The sequence below is a fragment of the Lentimicrobium sp. S6 genome, from assembly GCF_013166635.1.
Lineage (GTDB): Bacteria > Bacteroidota > Bacteroidia > Bacteroidales > UBA12170 > UBA12170.
Genome location: NZ_JABKBZ010000089.1, coordinates 1 through 17,986, shown reverse-complemented (window position 1 = coordinate 17,986; position 17,986 = coordinate 1). Strand labels below are relative to the sequence as shown.

Below are 17,986 nucleotides of genomic sequence, written 5' to 3'. Positions count from 1 at the left end.
GAGGTTTTGTAACACTTTTCCAAAAAGTGTTGAAGAGAAATATATTATCATGCTTTTTCAGATTAAATGAACCATTTGAGTAATATATTTATTAATAATAGCTTCCTAAATTAACAAGAGAAAAAAATGACTAGATTGTCCATCCCCCAGAAAAACACGTTGATCCGTGGTAATCCTTTAAAAGTTTAATGAGAACGTTATGGTATCAATGGATTTCCAACTTGTAAATAGTATATTTACTGGCACAAAAAAAGAGCTTATTCAATTTGAATAAGCTCTTTCTATTCCTATATAAATAGATTAGAGTGTCCTAGCAGTTTGAACAATTTCATATCCTTCAACAATATCACCTACTTTGATATCATTGAATTTCTCAATATTCAATCCGCATTCGTAGCCACTAACTACTTCTTTTACATCATCTTTGAAACGTTTCAATGAGCCTAGTTTTCCTGTATAGATAACCACACCATCTCGGATGAGTCTAATTGGGGTATTTCTGGTGATTTTACCATCTAATACTTTACAACCAGCAATAGTTCCTACTTTCGTAATAACAAATACTTCTCGTACTTCTACGTTGGCTACTATCTTTTCTTCCTCTTGTGGAGCAAGCATACCTTCTAGAGCTAATTTAAGCTCTTCGATAGCTTGGTAGATAATAGAGTATTGTTTAATTTGAATGCCTTCAGTATCTGCTAACTTACGAGCTTGCATGTTAGGTCTAACTTGGAAACCAACGATAATCGCATCAGAAGCAGAAGCTAATAATACATCAGATTCGCTAATTTGTCCAACAGACTTATGAATCACATTCAATTGAACTTCGCTTGTAGAAAGCTTGATTAATGAATCGGAAAGTGCTTCCACTGAACCATCCACATCGGCCTTAACAATAACATTCAATTCTTTGAAATCACCAATGGCCAATCTACGACCAATTTCATCCAAGGTAATATGTTTCTGAGTACGGATACTTTGTTCTCTTTGTAATTGCTCACGTTTAGTAGCAATTACTTTAACTTCACGCTCATCAGCTAATACGATAATATTGTCACCAGCCTGAGGTGCATTGTTTAAACCAAGCATCAATACTGGTGTTGCAGGTCCAGCTTCTTTAATGTTTTGATTGTATTCATTAAACATAGCTTTTACTTTACCATAACTACTTCCGGCGAGTACCATGTCTCCAACGCGAAGGGTACCATCTTGAACCAAGATTTTGGTCACATATCCACGACCTTTATCTAGAGATGCTTCAATTACACTACCTACGGCTTTACGTTTAGGAGTAGCTTTTAATTCTAGCATGTCAGCTTCTAATAATACTTTTTCTAGTAAGTCTTCAACACCATCACCTTTTAAGGCTGATATCTCTTGACTTTGGAATTTACCTCCCCAGTCTTCTACTAAGATATTCATCTGTGATAATTCATTTTTCACTTGGTCAGCATTGGCGCCAGGCTTATCCATTTTATTGATGGCAAAAACGATTGGAATTCCAGCAGCTTGAGCGTGGTTGATGGCTTCTTTGGTTTGAGGCATCACACGGTCATCAGCAGCAATTACGATAATTGCAATATCGGTAACTTTAGCACCACGAGCACGCATCGCTGTAAAAGCTTCGTGACCAGGTGTATCAAGGAAAGTAACACTTCTGCCATCTTTTGTAATAACTTCGTAAGCACCAATGTGCTGAGTAATACCTCCAGCTTCACCTGCTACAACGTTAGCAGAACGAACGTAATCCAATAATTTTGTTTTACCATGGTCAACGTGGCCCATTACAGTTACAATTGGAGCTCTATCTTCTAAATCATCTTCACTAAAGTCTTCTTCATCTGTTTTAATAGATTCACTGGCTTCAACACCCACGAATTCTACTTGAAAACCAAATTCTTCGGCAACTAATAAAAGAGTCTCTGCATCTAAACGTTGATTGATGGAAACGAAAAGACCAATACCCATACAGGTAGCAATAATCTTGGTAACAGGAACATCAATCATATTAGAAAGGTCATTGGCAGTAACGTACTCAGCAACTTTAATTACTTTTAGTTCTTCAATTTCCTTCTGCATTTCTTCTTCTGCAAGCTTATGAACGTGGTCTCTCTTATTTCTTCTATGCTTTGAAGCTTTAGATTTCCCAGCTGGTGCTAAACGTGCTAAAGTATCTTTTATTTGTTTGCGGATTTCTTCTTCTGTAGGTTCTACCTTTTTAACAAGAGGAGTTCTTGTATTTGGTTTCTTACCTTTTCTACGGTTACTCTGAGCATTGCGATCTCCAGGTTTTTGACCTTGTCCACCACCTTGACCAGCTTGTCCAGGTCTGTTTCCAGCACCAGTACCTTGTTTAGCTGTAGTTGAATTTGGATCAACAGGCTTTTTGATTCTGGTACGCTTTTTCTTCTTTCTATTTTTAGAATCTGAAGAAGATGCTTCAGGTAGCTTTTTCTTTTCTCTTTTAGGCTCTAATACGATGGTTCGTAATACTTTTGGGCCTGTAAGTTTCTCAGCTTTAGCTCTAATAGTTTCAATCTCTGGCGCCTCAGGTTTGGCTGAGGCTTGAGCCTTCACTTTTTCTGCTTCAACAGCTTTGGCTTCGTCTTCTTTGGCTTTAATGGCTTTGCTATGTGCAATAGCCTTTTCAGTGGACTGCTTTCTCTGTTCACCTTTGTTTGCCTTTTCTTGACGTTTTTCTTCTTTTGACTTTGGTTTTGGTCTAGTAGACCAATTGGTATTGTCCAAATCAATTTTGTCGACAACCTTAGGATGATGTCCGCCTTGATCTGATTCTACAGGAGTTGGTTTTGGTTCATTCAGAACTGTTTTCTCAGCCACTACAGGTTTTTCTTCTTTTATAATAGGCACGTCGGCTTTTGGGCTTATGGCTTTCGGAGCTTTATCCTCAACAGGAGTAGTACTTTCTTTTATTTCTTCCGCTTTTGGTGGTACGGTTTTTTCTTTTACTTGTTGAACTGGCTCTTCTTTTACCTTTTCAACAACTGGAGTTTCAATAACAGGAGCAGGATTTTCCTCTACTTTTGGAGTTTCCACTACGGGAATTTCCTCAGCCACAACAGGTTTTGCCTTTGGAGCTTCTTCTTGTTTAGTTGGTATTGGCTCAACAATCTCCTCGGGAGTATTTTTCTTTGGGCTTGGAGTACTCTTTGTAGAGGATCCTTTTAATGAATTATCATGAATAATGAAATCATTACCAGAAGATTCTTCCTCTACTTCTACTTCTTCAACTTCTGTTTGGTTTAAAGAAACAGGAGTACGATCGGTAGCAAGGACTCTCTCGTGAGCTTTTTCTTTAACATCCTTTTCCGATTGATACTCTGCCACCAACAAAGATACCATATCAGGAGTTAATTTACTGTTTGGACTGAAGTCGTCTTTAAAGCCTTTTTTATTGAGAAAATCTGTGATAGTGTTTACACCTACATTGAATTCTCTTGCAGCTTTTGTCAACCTCATAGGTTTATTGCTTTTTGCCATATTATCCTTAATCTGTTATTCTCTCTTTTTATCTTTTTTTTATCAAATATACTATTCAATAAAAGACTTAATCAAATTCTAATCTTAATATACGTACTACTTCATTTATGGTTTCTTCTTCTAAGTCGGTTCTGTTAACTAACTCTTCAGCTGGAATAGCTAAAACTGATTTAGCAGTATCGCACCCTATAGATACCAATTCTTTGATAATCCATTCATCGATTTCATCACTGAATTCTGTTAATGCAACATCCTCTAAATCGGTGTCTGTATCACGATAAACATCAATTTCGTATCCTGTAAGGCGACCAGCAAGTTTAATATTGAAACCACCTTTACCAATAGCAAGTGATACTTGATCTGGTTTTAAGAACACATCTGCTTTATTGTTCTCCTCGTCTATATTTATGGATGTGATTTTCGCAGGGCTTAAAGCACGCTGAATATACAAGCTTGTATTGTTTGTATAATTAATCACGTCTATATTTTCATTTTTTAATTCTCTAACAATTCCGTGAATTCTACTCCCTTTCATACCGACACAAGCTCCAACAGGATCTATTCTGTCATCATAACTTTCAACTGATATCTTGGCTCTTTCTCCAGGAACACGAACAATATTTTTAATGGTAATAAGACCATCATAAACCTCTGGTACTTCTTGTTCAAATAAACGCTCTAAGAATACTGGAGATGTACGAGAAAGAATAATCACGGGAGTATTGTTTTTTAAGTCAACTTTACTCACAACCGCACGTATGACATCCCCTTTTCTATAATAATCACTAGGGATTTGTTCTGATTTTGGTAGAATCAACTCATAATATTCATCATCAAGGATGAGGACTTCTCTTTTCCAGACCTGATAAACTTCACCACTGATGATTTCTCCAATTTTTTCAGAGTATTTTTTGTAGACATTGTCTTTTTCAAGTTCTTGAATTTTGGTAGCTAAGTTTTGACGAATGGTCAAAATTTCACGACGACCAAAATTTTCCATAAACATAGGCTCGGATACTTCTTCACCTACTTCGTAATCTGGTTCTATCTTGATTGCATCGGAATATGAGATCTCAAGATTGTCATCTTCAACTTCACCATCCTCAACGATATCACGGTTTCGCCAAATTTCAAGGTCTCCCTTGTCAATATTAACAATGATATCAAAATTTTCATCGGTACCAAATCGCTTGATAAGCATGTGTCTGAAAACATCTTCCAAGATACGCATCATGGTTTCTCGATCGATATTCTTAAATTCCTTAAATTCCTGAAAGGTAGAGATTAAACTCATTTTTCCTTCTTGATTTGCCATTTTGTATATAGATTAAAAAACAACTTCTATTTTTGATTCTTGAATAGAGTTAAACTCTATTATTAAAGGTTCTTCTTCGTGATAAGGTTTTCTTGAACCTTTTTTTGCATTAGGGTTTTTCTTCAATGGAGTCCCTAATATACCATCTTCTTTCACTTCTTCTACACGTATCAATATCTGTGAGCCGTCAGTTAATTTTATTTTTAAAAGTTGGCCCACATGTTTCAAGTATTGACGTTTTTTGCGAAGAGGAAGATCTAAGCCTGCTGAAGATACATTCAGAAAAAAATCTTCTTCTTCTCGATCCAAATTAGACTCTATTTGACGACTCAACTCCACGCAATGATCAATTCCTACCCTTGTGTCGCTATCAATAAAAACCTCTATATGATTGGCTTCATTGATGTTGAGTTCTACCAAAAAACGATCTGTTCCTGATAATCCTTCTTCAATTAATGCCTCTATTTTCTTTTTTCCTATCATATTTTTCTTTAAACAGATTATAACAAAAGGGGACTGCTGTCCCCTCCATCTGTCCATCTAATGCTTTTAAATGCTTAAAATTCAAGCGTTTAAACTCTCTCCAAAGAGGGAGGGTGCTGTTTAATTGATGAAAAGACTATTTTCTCCATTTAAAAAGCGGTGCAAAAATACGATTTATTTTGACATCTTTAAAGCTTTCTGAGGAATTCTTTTTTTGAATAATTATCTGAGTTTGAAAAGATTTCTTTTTGCTTTCACTTGAATTTTTAAATTTGCAGCACTAAAATAGATTTATGTTGACAATTCAAGATTACCAAGAGATTATTAAACTAAAGATTGCTGAGCAGAAATTTGATCATGCTCCTGTCGAATTATACGAACCCATTACTTATACTATGAGTTTGGGAGGTAAGAGGTTGCGTCCTACTTTAACGATTATGACTTGCGATATTTTCGGTGGAAAAATAGAGGAGTCTGTTAATGCGGCTTTAGGTTTGGAGACGTTTCATAATTTCACTTTATTGCATGATGATATTATGGACAAGGCCCCAATAAGACGAGGAGAGCCTACCGTATACAAAAAATGGGACGCTAATCGGGCTATTTTGAGTGGTGATACCATGATGGTGCTAGCATATGATTATTTGCTTAGCTCTCCCAAGGATTTGTTGTTTGACCTTTTTACAGTGTTTAATAAGGTTGGAAAAGAGGTATGTGAAGGCCAGCAATACGATATGAATTTTGAGACAGCCGAGCATGTAAGTATTGAAGAATATCTGGAGATGATTAAGTTAAAGACCGCTGTTCTGATTGGTGGAAGTATGCATGTCGGAGCGATTATTGCTCGCGCCAGTGCTGATCAATGTAAGTTGACCTATAATTTTGGTGAAAATATTGGTATGGCTTTTCAGTTGCAAGATGATTTGTTGGATGCTTTTGGTGATACTTCTGTTTTTGGAAAGCAAACTGGTGGTGATATTAGAACCAATAAGAAAACCTATCTTTATTTAAAAGCTTTGGAACTGGCTGATGAAATTGATAAAAAAAGGTTAGTGGAGTTGTATACGATACAGGATGAGGGTAATGATGAAAAAGTGACAGAGGTATTAAACCTTTTTAATAAATATGAAATCAGCCAATTAACACGTCAATTAATGGAGGAGTTCTATTCTAAAGCCATGTTGCAACTCCATGCTATCCATCTTCCAAAAGATAAAGAAATGGTTCTTGTTTCTGTGGCAGATAACTTAATGAAAAGAGACAGTTAGGTCTACTTTGAAATTTCTCTTCTGGTTCATGTGATTTTGGTATTAATTATTTAATTAGTTTTATCTTTGAAGCTTAATAATGAATAGATATCGATTTGTTTCTATAATAAACAATATGAATATGAGGCTTAAAAAACATTTTCTGCTAGTGCTTACTTTTGTGGTCATTGTTTTTTTTGGTTGTCATTTAGATAACAACACCAAGACCTATTTTTATCATATAAAAGGAGACCTTTTAAATTATCAGTCTGATAGTATTTATCTATTTAAGGCAGGGAATTACTTAGGATATACCTATGAAAGAATAGGGGCTAAAAAGATAGAAGATGGACAGTTTCGATTTGATGGTGAGTTTAATCATGCCGAAATGTATTTTATAGGGACGAATAATCAACCAACGCTGCCATTTTATATTAGTACAGATAAAATCTTCATTGAAGGAGACCTTGATAATCCCAAAGAGCTTAAAATTATTGATGCCAGGATGAATGTGCAGTTGCGAGAGTTTGAAACTAGATTGAGCCTAGCGAAAAATAGTCAACAAGAATTAGAAATGATTGATGCTTTTATACAAAGTGAACCTAACTCTCCTCTTAACCCATATTTGATTTTAAATTATCGTTACCACATAGGAAATTTTGAAGAACTAAATCATCTATATAATTTAATGGATTTGAGTTTGCGATTCCATCCATACTCTGTGAAGATAAAATCCCAAATGAAAGTGTTGGAATTGGTTCAGCAAGGTCGATTAGCTCCTGAAATCATTAGTAAAGATAGTGCTGGTATAGAGAGAAGGCTATCTTCTTTGAGAGGCTCTTATGTCTTGGTTAAATTTTGGGCTTCTTGGTGCGAATTATGTAAGCAAGAAATTCCTGCTTTAGTAAAATTACATCAAGAGTTGAGCTTGAAAAATGCAAAATTCGAAATTTTAGGTGTAGCAGCTGAGTTTGATAAGTCAAGATGGCTTTCTGCAATTAATGAAGATAATCTACCTTGGATAAATGTTTCATTGGTCTCGGGTTTTGAAGATAATGCTTTCATAGATTATGGTGTTAAAAGCATTCCAGCCTCTCTTTTAATTAACCCAGAAGGACGAATTGTCGCCAGAGGACTCAAAGGAGAAGAGCTTAGAGATAAATTACTTGAAGTTCTTAAGAACTAAATGAAACAAACCTTGTTTTAAGGTTGTATATTACTAGAAATATTTATTTTTGAGGACTGATTAACTATTCACTGTAGTTTAAAGCATCTTAATCTCAGTCAGAATAGGTTTTTATAGTACACTTAAGCTATTTTAGTTTGATATTACGAAATTTGCTTTGTTTTGGATAAAAGTTGTTTTTAAGATTTTTTTTAGAATATGAATAGGTATTTGATTTTACAAAACCCAGGGCATAATAGGGTTTATTATAATCTGTCAGGGGAATTGGCTTTGGCAGAATTAAAGATAGCAACAAGAAGATTAGAAGCAACTTGCGAAGAAATAGATATAGTAAATATCAAAGGTATTCGCTATATTTCTTTCACTACCAAAGATGAAATCACAGACTACGATTTACAGGTTTTATCAAGGCTTTCCTTTGTGTTTGCTATCTTTAAAGACCATGATAAAGAAAGTGATTGTTTGATACCCATTTCCAAATATGAATTTGAATATGTAGACCAGAAAATCAGTTCTCTATTGAAGTATCCTGGCAAAACTAATGAGCTATTCACTAAGATGATGATAAATGTGGCTTTGCTATCCAGTGATTTTGATTACCGAGATCAAATTAGATTGCTCGATCCCGTTGCAGGTAGGGGAACGACTCTTTTTGAAGCTGTAGTTTATAATTTTGAGCCTATGGGAATAGAAATCGACTCGAAATCAACACATGCCTGTGAAGTGTTTTTTAAGAAGTTTTTAGAGGAGGAAAAGTATAAACATCAGTCTAATAGCAGAAGGATTTACGGTAAAAATAAATCCGAAGCTATTATGGTTCGTGAGTTTGAGTATGCAAAGAGTAAGCAAGAGTTTAAAGAGAAGTCCTCTAGACGAAAGTTGGGAATAGTAAATGGACGGTCTCAGGATGCAGCTAAATACTTTAAAAAAGAAAGCTTCCATGTTATTGTAGGTGACTTGCCTTATGGAATAGCTCATGGAAATGCTGTTGCTCAGAAATCAAACTCCATCACACGAAATCCATATCAATTATTAATCCAATGTTTACCTGGATGGAGTCAGATTCTTAAGCCAGGAGGAACCATTGTTTTGGCCTGGAATTCATTTGTAGTTTCTAAACATAAGCTTTCGGAAGTTTTTGTGGAGAATGGTTTTGAAGTGTTAAATGATGAACCCAATCTTCAGTTTGAACACATGGTGGATAAATCCATAAAGAGAGATATTATTATTGCTAAGAAACCAAGAGTTTCTACTTAGTTAACTCCCTTTATACTTCTTCCACCAAACTACCAATCCACTAATAAGAATAAATATGGTTGCGAAACCAACTATAGGTACAATAAGGATATAGCCTATTCCAAAGATAAAGCTAAAGTAGCGTGCAGTATGAATTTCCAAGGCCAAATTCCATAAAGAGATGGGTGATTCTTTAATAATCTGAGGCATTTCTGGAGTTTGCCATTCAGGATTGATTCCTTTAATTCCGAAATCGTAATCCGTATAAAAGGCTTCACCTTGGGTATTTACCACCCAGCCACTAATACTGCTGTTTTCTATTGGAGGCCCCATGGTTTGTACCGGAACATAAGGCCTTTGGTGTTGAAAATCGTTGAGGATTCCTCTTCTTGGATTCCACTCAAATAAACCGGCAAAACTTCCTACTAAATAGGTGTCTGTTGATATTCTCTCAAAAACAGTAACTCCCATGATGCTAATGGGAACCTGAAACTCAAAGGCCATAGGCGCCAACTCCATTTCCTTGTCCAGCTCAAAGGCTCTTTCATCTGTTAATAGGATATAGACTCCTCTTTCTTCATTATAATCGATAGCTCTGAGTTTATCAAACCAAGCATTAGAAGTGGCCAATGAGGTATATGGAATTTTGCCCACTTTGGAGGAGGCTATAAATATTAATCCGGGTGGACGGAGGAAAATCCCTGTAATGGTGGTAATCAATAAAAAGAAGATAAACCAGTAGCCGAGTTTATTATGCCAGCGGATATTCCACTTATGAAACCCTTTGAGTTGCTCGATAGATTCCCCTTGTTGGTGTTTCTTTTTAATTCTTCGTGGCATAAAGAAGTAAATGACCCCACCAAGGCTCAATAATATAAAAACCACACCCAAAAGGTCGACGAGTAATTTCCCCCAATGACCATAAATTTCACCAGAGTGAATAAACCATAGGGTTTTAAATAGTCCAATTTTATTATCATATCCAGCTGGATTTTGTAATTGGATTTTTTCAAATTTTAATTGCTCAGGATTATCTATGCCTTTAAATAAGAAGCTACGACTCAGAAAGATAATTTCACCATTTCTTTCGGTGATGTCCACAAATCTTTCATCTTCAATTTCAATGGGTATTTTCTTCCATTCTTTTACTCCATTATTCCATGAGTAAGCTCCCCTGAGGCTGGCCAAATATAAATTCCCTTTATGCGATTTATAGATTTTAAAAACCTTTCTATTGTCCATGCCTTCAGGTAATCCTTCAGCAAAGCTTCTCAAATTGTTCAAGTCCCCATTGGCCAACCAAAGGCCCATATTCCCATAAAGAAGGATGCTGTCGGTGCCTATTTGTTCGCTTCCACGTAAAGCTCCTAAATTCCAATTTTTATAGGTATAGCTTTTGGGCATGAGTTTTCTACTCACATCAACACCAGAAAGTAAATCTCTATGGTTTAAAACAATGCCAGAAAGGGAGTATATGATAAGGAAAAGGGCGAATATCAGCCCTAGCCATTTATGATATTTCTTGAAGAATTTAAACATGATGATGATTTGTGGTTGCAAAAGTAAACTTATTGGTATTTAAATACCAATTATATTGTGTGTTTAATAGTTTCTTTGTGAAACTTCGTTTGGACAAATGCATACTTATTTTATGTCCACGAATTATCACAAATTACAATCAGTGAAAATTAGTGGAATCAGTGGACAGACATACTTTTTCTTGTTTTCTGCACTTATATAGGATGGGAATCGCAATCGCCACAAATTCAATGAAATAAGATTATTTAGACTTGGGTTTGGATGCCCCAGACTTATATTTGTTTGAATATTTTTTCAGGCCCTTTTTCGAAAAAGGACAGCAAAAACAGCCGCTGTATCAGAAAGTCTACTCGACAAATGGTTTTCGGAAAAACAATAAACTCCTCCTTATAGTGACATCCTATGGAGTGTCACTAACGAGCGTCAAACAGTATTGTTTTTGTTTCCTACGATCCATTTGCTCCGTTTAACGACTTCCTGATAAGGCGGAGTAGACTTCCTGCGGAAGTCTTTATAAATTTTGCGTGGTTTAATTCAGGAGCCCTCATCGATTTCGAGTTCACAACAAAATATACTCAAATAAAACTTCTTCATTATATAAGCTTGAACTAATAACATTAGCGGTAATATATTTTCGAAGACAGAGGGCAGGCTGTTCCCAAACTTAGGCCGGCTCATGCGGTGAATTATAGAATATTTGATTTGTCAGCAAAGGGCCTTGGCTTTTAAAGTAATGACATCGAATAAATTTGAAATAGAAACTACTATCTAAAAATCAGATAATAGGTAGGATTATTTGGTCATTAGTTTTCTACTTTGGTAGACAAATCAATATTTTATAAGAGGCGGGGTGGCAATTGTTTGGGATGACTTTTTGCTTCCTTTTTTCCACAAAAAAGGATGATTAGTGTTTTTTACAAAAAAAATAGTAAATCAACCGACGAGAACAAATCAGGTGAAATGGGATATTTGATATTAAAGGAACTAAGTTGAGCCTACCAGCACATAATATTAAGAATAGGCATCTTTGTTATGACTTTATCATACTTTAAATAGATTTTGCCTAGCACATCAAAATAGGATTTAGTCATGAAACTTTGTGAATTCCATCGTGGAGCTTAGTGCTAAAGCTTAGGATTTGATAGTTAAGTATAAGAAATGAAGTTTATCTTTGTTCATTGTAAACAGAAATTGTATGAGTGAAACTAAATCATCAAAGAAAAAAGTAATAGTTATAGGAGCAGCAATTGCCGATATCACTGGGTTTTCTTCAAAGCCTTTGATTGAGAATGATTCCAATCCTGGGGAGATTAAGTTTTCCAGCGGTGGAGTTGGAAGAAATATTGCTGAGAATCTGGCAAGACTAGATTGTCATGTTGAACTCATCACAGCTTTTGGGAACGATGTTTATGCCCTTGGATTAAAGTCTCATTGTCAAGAAACAGGAATTCAAATTGACAATAGTTTGTTCTCATCAGAATCCTCTACTGCTATATACTTGTCGATAAACAATCCCGATGGTAATATGGCCATGGCGATTTCTGACACTGAAATTATTGACGAATTAAGTCCAGAGTTTATGGCTTCAAAGAAATCAATAATCGAAGATGCTGATTGCATCGTTTTAGATACCAATTTGTCTGAGGAAACATTGAAGTATATTGCTGAGAATTTTTCACAGATTCCCATCTTCTTAGATTTAGTTTCTACTTCAAAAGCAAAAAAGGCAAAATCGATATTGAACTATTTCCATACCATCAAGCCCAATTTAATAGAAGCTGAGCACTTATCGGGAATAAAATTTGAGGAGGCCAAGGATTTAGATTTGATGCTAAAAGATTTTGTTAGTACTGGAATACAACAGGTCTTTATTTCAAAAGGAGAGGAAGGATGTTTTTATGGGAATACTGAGAAGAGTGGAGTTTTTAGGAGCAAGATAAGTAAAGTGGTGAATAGTTCAGGGGCAGGAGATGCGTTTATGGCGGGATTGGTTTTTGCCCATTTATATGATTACGATTTGGAAGAATCGGCTACCTTTGCCACCGCTTTGTCGCTAGCTGCTTTACAAAGTGAAGAAGCAGTGAATCCTCAATTAAATTTAGAACTGGCAAATCACATTAGACAAGAATTATGATTGAACAATATTTAGATATTCATCCAGAAATTGCAGAAGCAATAAAAAATAACAAGCCTGTTGTAGCTTTAGAATCCACTATTATATCACATGGAATGCCTTATCCTCAAAATGTAGAAACTGCTCGTAGGGTTGAATCTATCATTAGAGAAAGAGGAGCATTTCCAGCTACCATTTGTATTATCGATGGCCGATTAAAAGTTGGTTTATCCGAAGAAGAATTGGAGTTTTTAGGAACGGCCAAAGATGTGGCAAAAGTGAGTCGCCGAGATTTACCATTTATTGTGGCAAAAAAGCTAAACGGAGCTACCACTGTGGCTACCACTATGATTATTGCTGAAATGGCTGGAATCGAAGTATTCGTAACTGGAGGAATTGGAGGAGTGCATAGGGGAGCAGAAGAGAATTTTGATATTTCTGCCGACTTAACCGAGCTTTCTCAAACCAATGTAGCTGTGGTTTGTGCGGGAGCCAAATCCATTTTAGATTTAGGGCTAACACTAGAATATTTAGAAACCCAAGGAGTCCCAGTTATTGGTTATCAAACCGATGAATTGCCTGCTTTTTATACCCGTCAGAGTGGTTTTGATTTATTACATCGTTCCGATTCGGCTAAAGAATTGGCAAGCATTGTCAATACCAAATTTGCCTTGAATCTTCAAGGTGGAGTGGTGATAGCAAATCCAATTCCAGAAGAGTATGCCATGGATTATAACCTGATTACTGAAGCCATCGAAACTGCATTACAAGAAGCTGATAAGCAAAATGTAAAAGGTAAAGACATTACTCCATTCTTATTGTCTTATATCAAAGAAATCACCAAAGGAAAAAGCCTAGAATCTAATATTCAGCTGGTTTATAATAATGCTCGATTGGGTGCTGATTTGGCTGTTGAGATGAAGAAGTAGATTTTATATGGAACTGGATAGGTAAAGGGAAGCCTTAGAGAAAGGGAATCATTCACCTTCGTGAAGGCTTCCCTTTCTTATCTTTATTAAAGAAATTACCAAAGGAAAAAGTCTAGAATCCAATTCGTATTCAATTCCTGGTGCCTTCGTGTCTTGGTGGCGAATTTGTTATTTTTTTTAACCCTTTCAACAATACCTCCAATTCAGCAACCTGAGCCCCTAAATCATCAATTACAGCCTTTATAGTAGCTTCTTGTGTTAAATCAGCTCCAGCTATTTTTAGTTGTTCTACCGGATAATTATTTCCACCCGATTTGAGGAGGTTTAGATAATTCTCCAGACTAGATTTATCGCCTTTGGCTAATCCTTGTTTTACCTGTTGATATAAACTAGCAGAAGCAGCAAAGCTGGTGGCGTATTGGTAAACATAGAAAGGAGAGCGATAGAAGTGAGGGATGCGAGCCCAGAAAATATTCTTTTGGTCACGGGTAAAAACTTCAGTTCCATAATACTTCTCATCTAAAGTCTCGCAAAGCTTAGTAAGGCTATCGGCTGTCATGGCTTGGTTGTTTTCTATCATCTGATGGGCTTGCCATTCAAAATCAGCAAACATAGTTTGGATAAAGAAAGTACCAATGATATTTTCTATGCTTTGTTGTAGTAAAGCTGCTTTCTCCAAAGGATCGGTGCTGCGTTCCAGCATTAAATCCAAGAGGAGTCTTTCGTTGAAAGTACTGGCTACTTCGGCTACAAAAATGGTGTATTCATGAATATTGAAAGGCTGGTTTTCTTCTGAGAGCATGGTGTGTAGGCTATGGCCCAGTTCGTGAGCCAAGGTAAATACATGATCTTGGGTTCCATTATAATTCATCAGAATAAATGGATGAACGCCATAAACTCCCATACTATAAGCTCCGGATGACTTTCCTTCGTTCTCGTAAACATCTATCCACCCGTTTTCTAAAGCCTTATTAAACTTATTTTCATAATCTACTCCCAATGGTTTAACCGACTCTAAAACTAGTTTCTTGGCCTCCTCAAAATCGTATTTTTTATCGTGCTCCACTAGAGTTAAACGAGAATCATAGGCGTGATAGTCACCCAATAAATCCATATGCTCTGCACGTAGCTTGTGATATTTCTGTAATGCTTGAGTGTTTTCTCCAACCGTTTTTACCAGGTTAGCATAAACTTCCAAAGGAATATTATTGCTATCCAATTTGGCTTCTAAACTACTCTTGAATTTACGGCTTCGGGCAAAAGCCACATCTTTATCGCAAATGCCTTTATAAATAGCAGCAATGGTATTTTTGATATCGCTATACAAAGGATAGAAATTCTCGGCTGCCAACTTTCTGTCTTCTCGAACTCTAGAAGTATTTAATATTTCCGAATAGTTTCCATGAGTAAGCTTGGTCTTTTCTCCATTTTTTAATTCTATTTCGGGGAATTTCACATCGGCAGTGGTGAGCATGGTATAGGTATTGGCTGCTGTTCCTGATGGACTAGAAAAATAGGAGAGGAGCTTTTCCATTTCTTCGGAAAGGATATGGGCTTTTCTTCGGTAGGTTTTCTCTAAATTGAACCTGTAGACTTGTAGTGTTTCGTTCTCGTCCAGCCATTTTTTACACTCCTCCTCTGGAATCTCCATAATTTCTGGAGTTACCCAAGAGGTAGCGGTATTGAAATCAGCAAGGAACATGCTTACTTCTTGCATTTTCCCCAAGACCTCATTATTGCTATTGTCGGTGCTTTTTTGCAAAGCAGGATAAGCATAAACTTTATAGAGGATTTTTTCAATTTCATCCATCAATACAAAAGCGCTTAGTAAAGAGTCTGCTCCTAGTTTGAGCTTTCCTTTAAATTGGGTGAGTTCTTCAGTTTGAGTTTTGATGTTTTTGAAATCTTCTTCCCATGCATTCCAGTCGGAATAGATGTGAGTGAAATCCCATTTGTATTTGGCGTCTATTTGGTTTCTATCTAAAGTTTTTGCTTTGGACATATTATTTGCTATTTGATGTTTTGTTGAATTGAATCCGCAAAAATAAACATTCCTGTATAGCTTGAATTGTAAAAAATCCATAATAGAAATAATTAGTGTCAGCAAGAAAACTGCTGATTTTTGGAATGCTTAGTCAGAAGGCGTCAAGTTCGAGGCTTTCGCAGTTTTGAAAATCAGGCGTTTACTTTTGTAAATAACTATTTTCAAAACAAGAGTAACGAAGAAATTGGCGTTTTCTGGCAAGCACTAATTATACTGATTATATAATGAAATGGTCTTTATCACAGGGCAAACGCATCTTGTTTCTTATGAGTTATAGCACAAAAAATACCAAGGAGTCACAAAATACACAAAGGAAGAATTGTTATTTTGTTCATTTTGTGGGTTTTGTGTCTTCTTTGAGCTCCTTCGTGGTACAGCTTTTTCTATAATCTCTCCCCAGAAACTCAAATGTTCACAAAAAAAATAGATGTATATTTTGATAGGAACATCATTTTTATAGTACAAAAATACAGATGCTTAGGAAGTCTAGCTCGCTCGGAAATGTTTTACGAGTGCGTATAATACTCACAGCTATTTGTTACTTTTGTATGATGTTAGATAAAGATAAAACTTATAAACTATAGATTATTATTTTCTATATACACTCCTCATTGCAAATTCGAGCTAAGGAGCTTGTGTCTTTTGTCCAGATTATTCTTCTAGCCATTTTTTCGTATTGGCTTTAACTTGTTCGTTCTCTAGGGTTTCATTGCTTTTGTATTGATCAAGCGAATCGTTTAGAATAAGCTTTTGTTGCTCAGTTAGTTCGTCAAGGATGTCTGTTTTATTATTGCTTTTTGAATAATCACTAATGATAGAATAAAACTCTTGAAGAATATGAGTATCACTAATAGTATCAATTAATTGATGTAAGTCTTGTTTTAATCTAACTGTGTCCATCCGATTTCTTTTATTGTTCACAAAGATAATTTCAAAAGTATGAAATTAGCCTAGGCTGAATTGTAAAAAAAGATATAATAGAGATGTTTTCTTCAAGATTAAGAAGAATTGTAAAAAATCTCAAAAAAAAAGGGTACGAAAACCTTAAAAAGAGTATTAATACATATAACCCTCCTTTAATATTTCATTTTAATCATTTTTTTCAAAATAAATATAAGTATATAAAGAATATTACTATATTTGTCGAAATCACTTACAAAATTATCGCATGAAAAACACACAAAAGCCTAATAAAGAATTATATAAGGCAGATTGTCAAAATATTTGGCACCCCCCCCTTATATATACATATTGAGAATATATACAGTTTAGTATTTTTAATTTCTTTGTGAGAGACTAGGTTTATGTGTGGTATTCTACAAAGCAATAATAGGATTTTTCAACTGGAGGAAAACGAATTTACTTAGCTGGCTGGCGGCCATTGTTTCGCTTATTTGGTATATTTTTTTATGATAAAAAAGAAACAATCAGCCCGTCCTTAGCTCTCACCATTTTCGCAACAAATCCGGAGTAAACTCAGAAACGGGCCGAATAAGCTACAAAAGTAGTAATAATATATGCTGATAGCAATTAAGCTTTGTTATTGGTGAAAGAAAGTCATTGAGAATAAAAAAAGTAGATTCTTTGTGCTTTCTTATAATTTCTTTTCATTCATGAAAAAGTATTTATGGTATGCTATTATAATAGCATTTATGGTTTCATCTGTTTCTGCGCAAACAGATATAAAAAAAGAAGAAAACAAACTAGAGTTGAATAATTCAAATAATAAGAATAGCAAAACCACTTCAACTTACTGGACACTTGCCAATAAAGCAGATTTATATTACGATGCCGGAAATGTTGGGATTGGAACAAGTAGACCGAATTCCAAATTAGATGTAAGCGGTACAATTTCTGCAACAGGTTTAATTTTACCAGGAGGAAGTACAGGAGATGTTTTAACCTATGGTAGTTTTGGAACAGCCTATTGGGCCGCACCAAGTACTGGAGGTAGTGGAGGAGACCCTTCACCATGGCTCACCGAAAGTAATGGTATAAGTTATAATTCAGGAGCATCTTCAAATGTAGGAATAGGAAAAGTAAGTACCAGCGGTATTAGACTAGATGTTGATGGCAAAATACGCACCAATGCAGAGTATACCTTTGATGCAACAAATGATGGGATTATTAGTTTTGGCTCTTCTATAGTAGGACGTAAGCTTATGATTTTGTCCAATTATAGAGAAGGATTAAAATCGAATATCAACGGAATTTCTATTACATCTATTGGTAATGTGGGTATTGGAATAGATGACCCGGATACCAAATTGGAAGTAGCAGGAAAAACCAAAACCGAAAGCTTACAAATTACAAACGGTGTTTGTAATACCAATTATATTTTAACGGCTAGCGATGCCAATGGAAATGCCATTTGGAAAGACATAAACGATTTT

Annotated in this window: 12 protein-coding genes; 6 read left to right on the top strand and 6 right to left on the bottom strand. The window is 35.5% G+C overall.

Annotated features, from left to right (window positions below):
* Positions 1-300 precede the first annotated feature (300 nt).
* From infB to rimP, 3 genes are all read right to left on the bottom strand, one after another.
* Positions 301-3,480, bottom strand: a complete 3,180-nt coding sequence (gene infB / locus HNS40_RS19765) for a translation initiation factor IF-2 (protein ID WP_172284164.1) — start codon at positions 3,478-3,480, stop codon at positions 301-303.
* An 88-nt stretch (positions 3,481-3,568) separates the two neighbouring features.
* The gene (nusA, locus tag HNS40_RS19760; protein WP_172284162.1) at positions 3,569-4,816 is read right to left on the bottom strand and encodes a transcription termination factor NusA; all 1,248 of its coding nucleotides are present in this window, start codon (positions 4,814-4,816) and stop codon (positions 3,569-3,571) included.
* 12 nt (positions 4,817-4,828) lie between these two features.
* Positions 4,829-5,299, bottom strand: a complete 471-nt coding sequence (gene rimP / locus HNS40_RS19755; RefSeq protein ID WP_172284160.1) for a ribosome assembly cofactor RimP — start codon at positions 5,297-5,299, stop codon at positions 4,829-4,831.
* A 293-nt stretch (positions 5,300-5,592) separates the two neighbouring features.
* On the opposite strand from rimP, the gene HNS40_RS19750 reads away from it, so the two are divergent.
* The 3 genes from HNS40_RS19750 to HNS40_RS19740 all read left to right on the top strand — a co-directional run bounded on the left by HNS40_RS19750 (position 5,593) and on the right by HNS40_RS19740 (position 8,989).
* On the top strand, positions 5,593-6,567 hold the full coding sequence (locus tag HNS40_RS19750) for a polyprenyl synthetase family protein (protein ID WP_172284158.1): 975 nt from the start codon (positions 5,593-5,595) through the stop codon (positions 6,565-6,567).
* Positions 6,568-6,688: 121 nt separating this feature from the next.
* The gene (locus HNS40_RS19745; protein WP_172284156.1) at positions 6,689-7,732 is read left to right on the top strand and encodes a TlpA disulfide reductase family protein; all 1,044 of its coding nucleotides are present in this window, start codon (positions 6,689-6,691) and stop codon (positions 7,730-7,732) included.
* Positions 7,733-7,930: 198 nt separating this feature from the next.
* Positions 7,931-8,989: a TRM11 family methyltransferase gene (locus HNS40_RS19740; RefSeq protein WP_172284154.1), complete on the top strand. Its 1,059-nt coding sequence runs from the start codon at positions 7,931-7,933 to the stop codon at positions 8,987-8,989.
* On the opposite strand, the gene HNS40_RS19735 is transcribed toward HNS40_RS19740, so the two are convergent.
* Complete coding sequence (locus tag HNS40_RS19735) at positions 8,990-10,507, bottom strand: PepSY-associated TM helix domain-containing protein (RefSeq protein ID WP_172284152.1); 1,518 nt, start codon at positions 10,505-10,507, stop codon at positions 8,990-8,992.
* Positions 10,508-11,702: 1,195 nt separating this feature from the next.
* Here HNS40_RS19735 and HNS40_RS19730 point away from each other — a divergent pair.
* Together HNS40_RS19730 and HNS40_RS19725 are read left to right on the top strand one after the other, a co-directional pair.
* Positions 11,703-12,641, top strand: coding sequence for a carbohydrate kinase family protein (locus tag HNS40_RS19730; RefSeq protein ID WP_172284150.1), 939 nt, complete (start codon positions 11,703-11,705; stop codon positions 12,639-12,641).
* Complete coding sequence (locus HNS40_RS19725) at positions 12,638-13,549, top strand: pseudouridine-5'-phosphate glycosidase (RefSeq protein ID WP_172284148.1); 912 nt, start codon at positions 12,638-12,640, stop codon at positions 13,547-13,549. The genes HNS40_RS19730 and HNS40_RS19725 overlap by 4 nt, the downstream gene beginning before the upstream one ends.
* Positions 13,550-13,679: 130 nt before the next feature.
* On the opposite strand, the gene pepF is transcribed toward HNS40_RS19725, so the two are convergent.
* Both pepF and HNS40_RS19715 read right to left on the bottom strand, forming a co-directional pair.
* Positions 13,680-15,551: an oligoendopeptidase F gene (pepF, locus tag HNS40_RS19720; protein WP_172284146.1), complete on the bottom strand. Its 1,872-nt coding sequence runs from the start codon at positions 15,549-15,551 to the stop codon at positions 13,680-13,682.
* A gap of 693 nt (positions 15,552-16,244) precedes the next feature.
* Complete coding sequence (locus HNS40_RS19715; RefSeq protein ID WP_172284144.1) at positions 16,245-16,493, bottom strand: hypothetical protein; 249 nt, start codon at positions 16,491-16,493, stop codon at positions 16,245-16,247.
* A gap of 713 nt (positions 16,494-17,206) precedes the next feature.
* Here HNS40_RS19715 and HNS40_RS19710 point away from each other — a divergent pair.
* Positions 17,207-17,986 (top strand): hypothetical protein (locus tag HNS40_RS19710; RefSeq protein ID WP_216664199.1); only part of this gene is annotated, 780 nt, incomplete at its 3' end.

Excerpts from the sequence above, each read along its gene's own strand:
- infB (WP_172284164.1), bottom strand. The coding sequence starts at position 3,480 with ATGAGGTTGACAAAAGCTGCAAGAGAATTCAATGTAGGTGTAAACACT.
- nusA (WP_172284162.1), bottom strand. The coding sequence starts at position 4,816 with ATGGCAAATCAAGAAGGAAAAATGAGTTTAATCTCTACCTTTCAGGAA.
- rimP (WP_172284160.1), bottom strand. The coding sequence starts at position 5,299 with ATGATAGGAAAAAAGAAAATAGAGGCATTAATTGAAGAAGGATTATCA.
- HNS40_RS19750 (WP_172284158.1), top strand. The coding sequence starts at position 5,593 with ATGTTGACAATTCAAGATTACCAAGAGATTATTAAACTAAAGATTGCT.
- HNS40_RS19745 (WP_172284156.1), top strand. The coding sequence starts at position 6,689 with ATGAGGCTTAAAAAACATTTTCTGCTAGTGCTTACTTTTGTGGTCATT.
- HNS40_RS19740 (WP_172284154.1), top strand. The coding sequence starts at position 7,931 with ATGAATAGGTATTTGATTTTACAAAACCCAGGGCATAATAGGGTTTAT.
- HNS40_RS19735 (WP_172284152.1), bottom strand. The coding sequence starts at position 10,507 with ATGTTTAAATTCTTCAAGAAATATCATAAATGGCTAGGGCTGATATTC.
- HNS40_RS19730 (WP_172284150.1), top strand. The coding sequence starts at position 11,703 with ATGAGTGAAACTAAATCATCAAAGAAAAAAGTAATAGTTATAGGAGCA.
- HNS40_RS19725 (WP_172284148.1), top strand. The coding sequence starts at position 12,638 with ATGATTGAACAATATTTAGATATTCATCCAGAAATTGCAGAAGCAATA.
- pepF (WP_172284146.1), bottom strand. The coding sequence starts at position 15,551 with ATGTCCAAAGCAAAAACTTTAGATAGAAACCAAATAGACGCCAAATAC.
- HNS40_RS19715 (WP_172284144.1), bottom strand. The coding sequence starts at position 16,493 with ATGGACACAGTTAGATTAAAACAAGACTTACATCAATTAATTGATACT.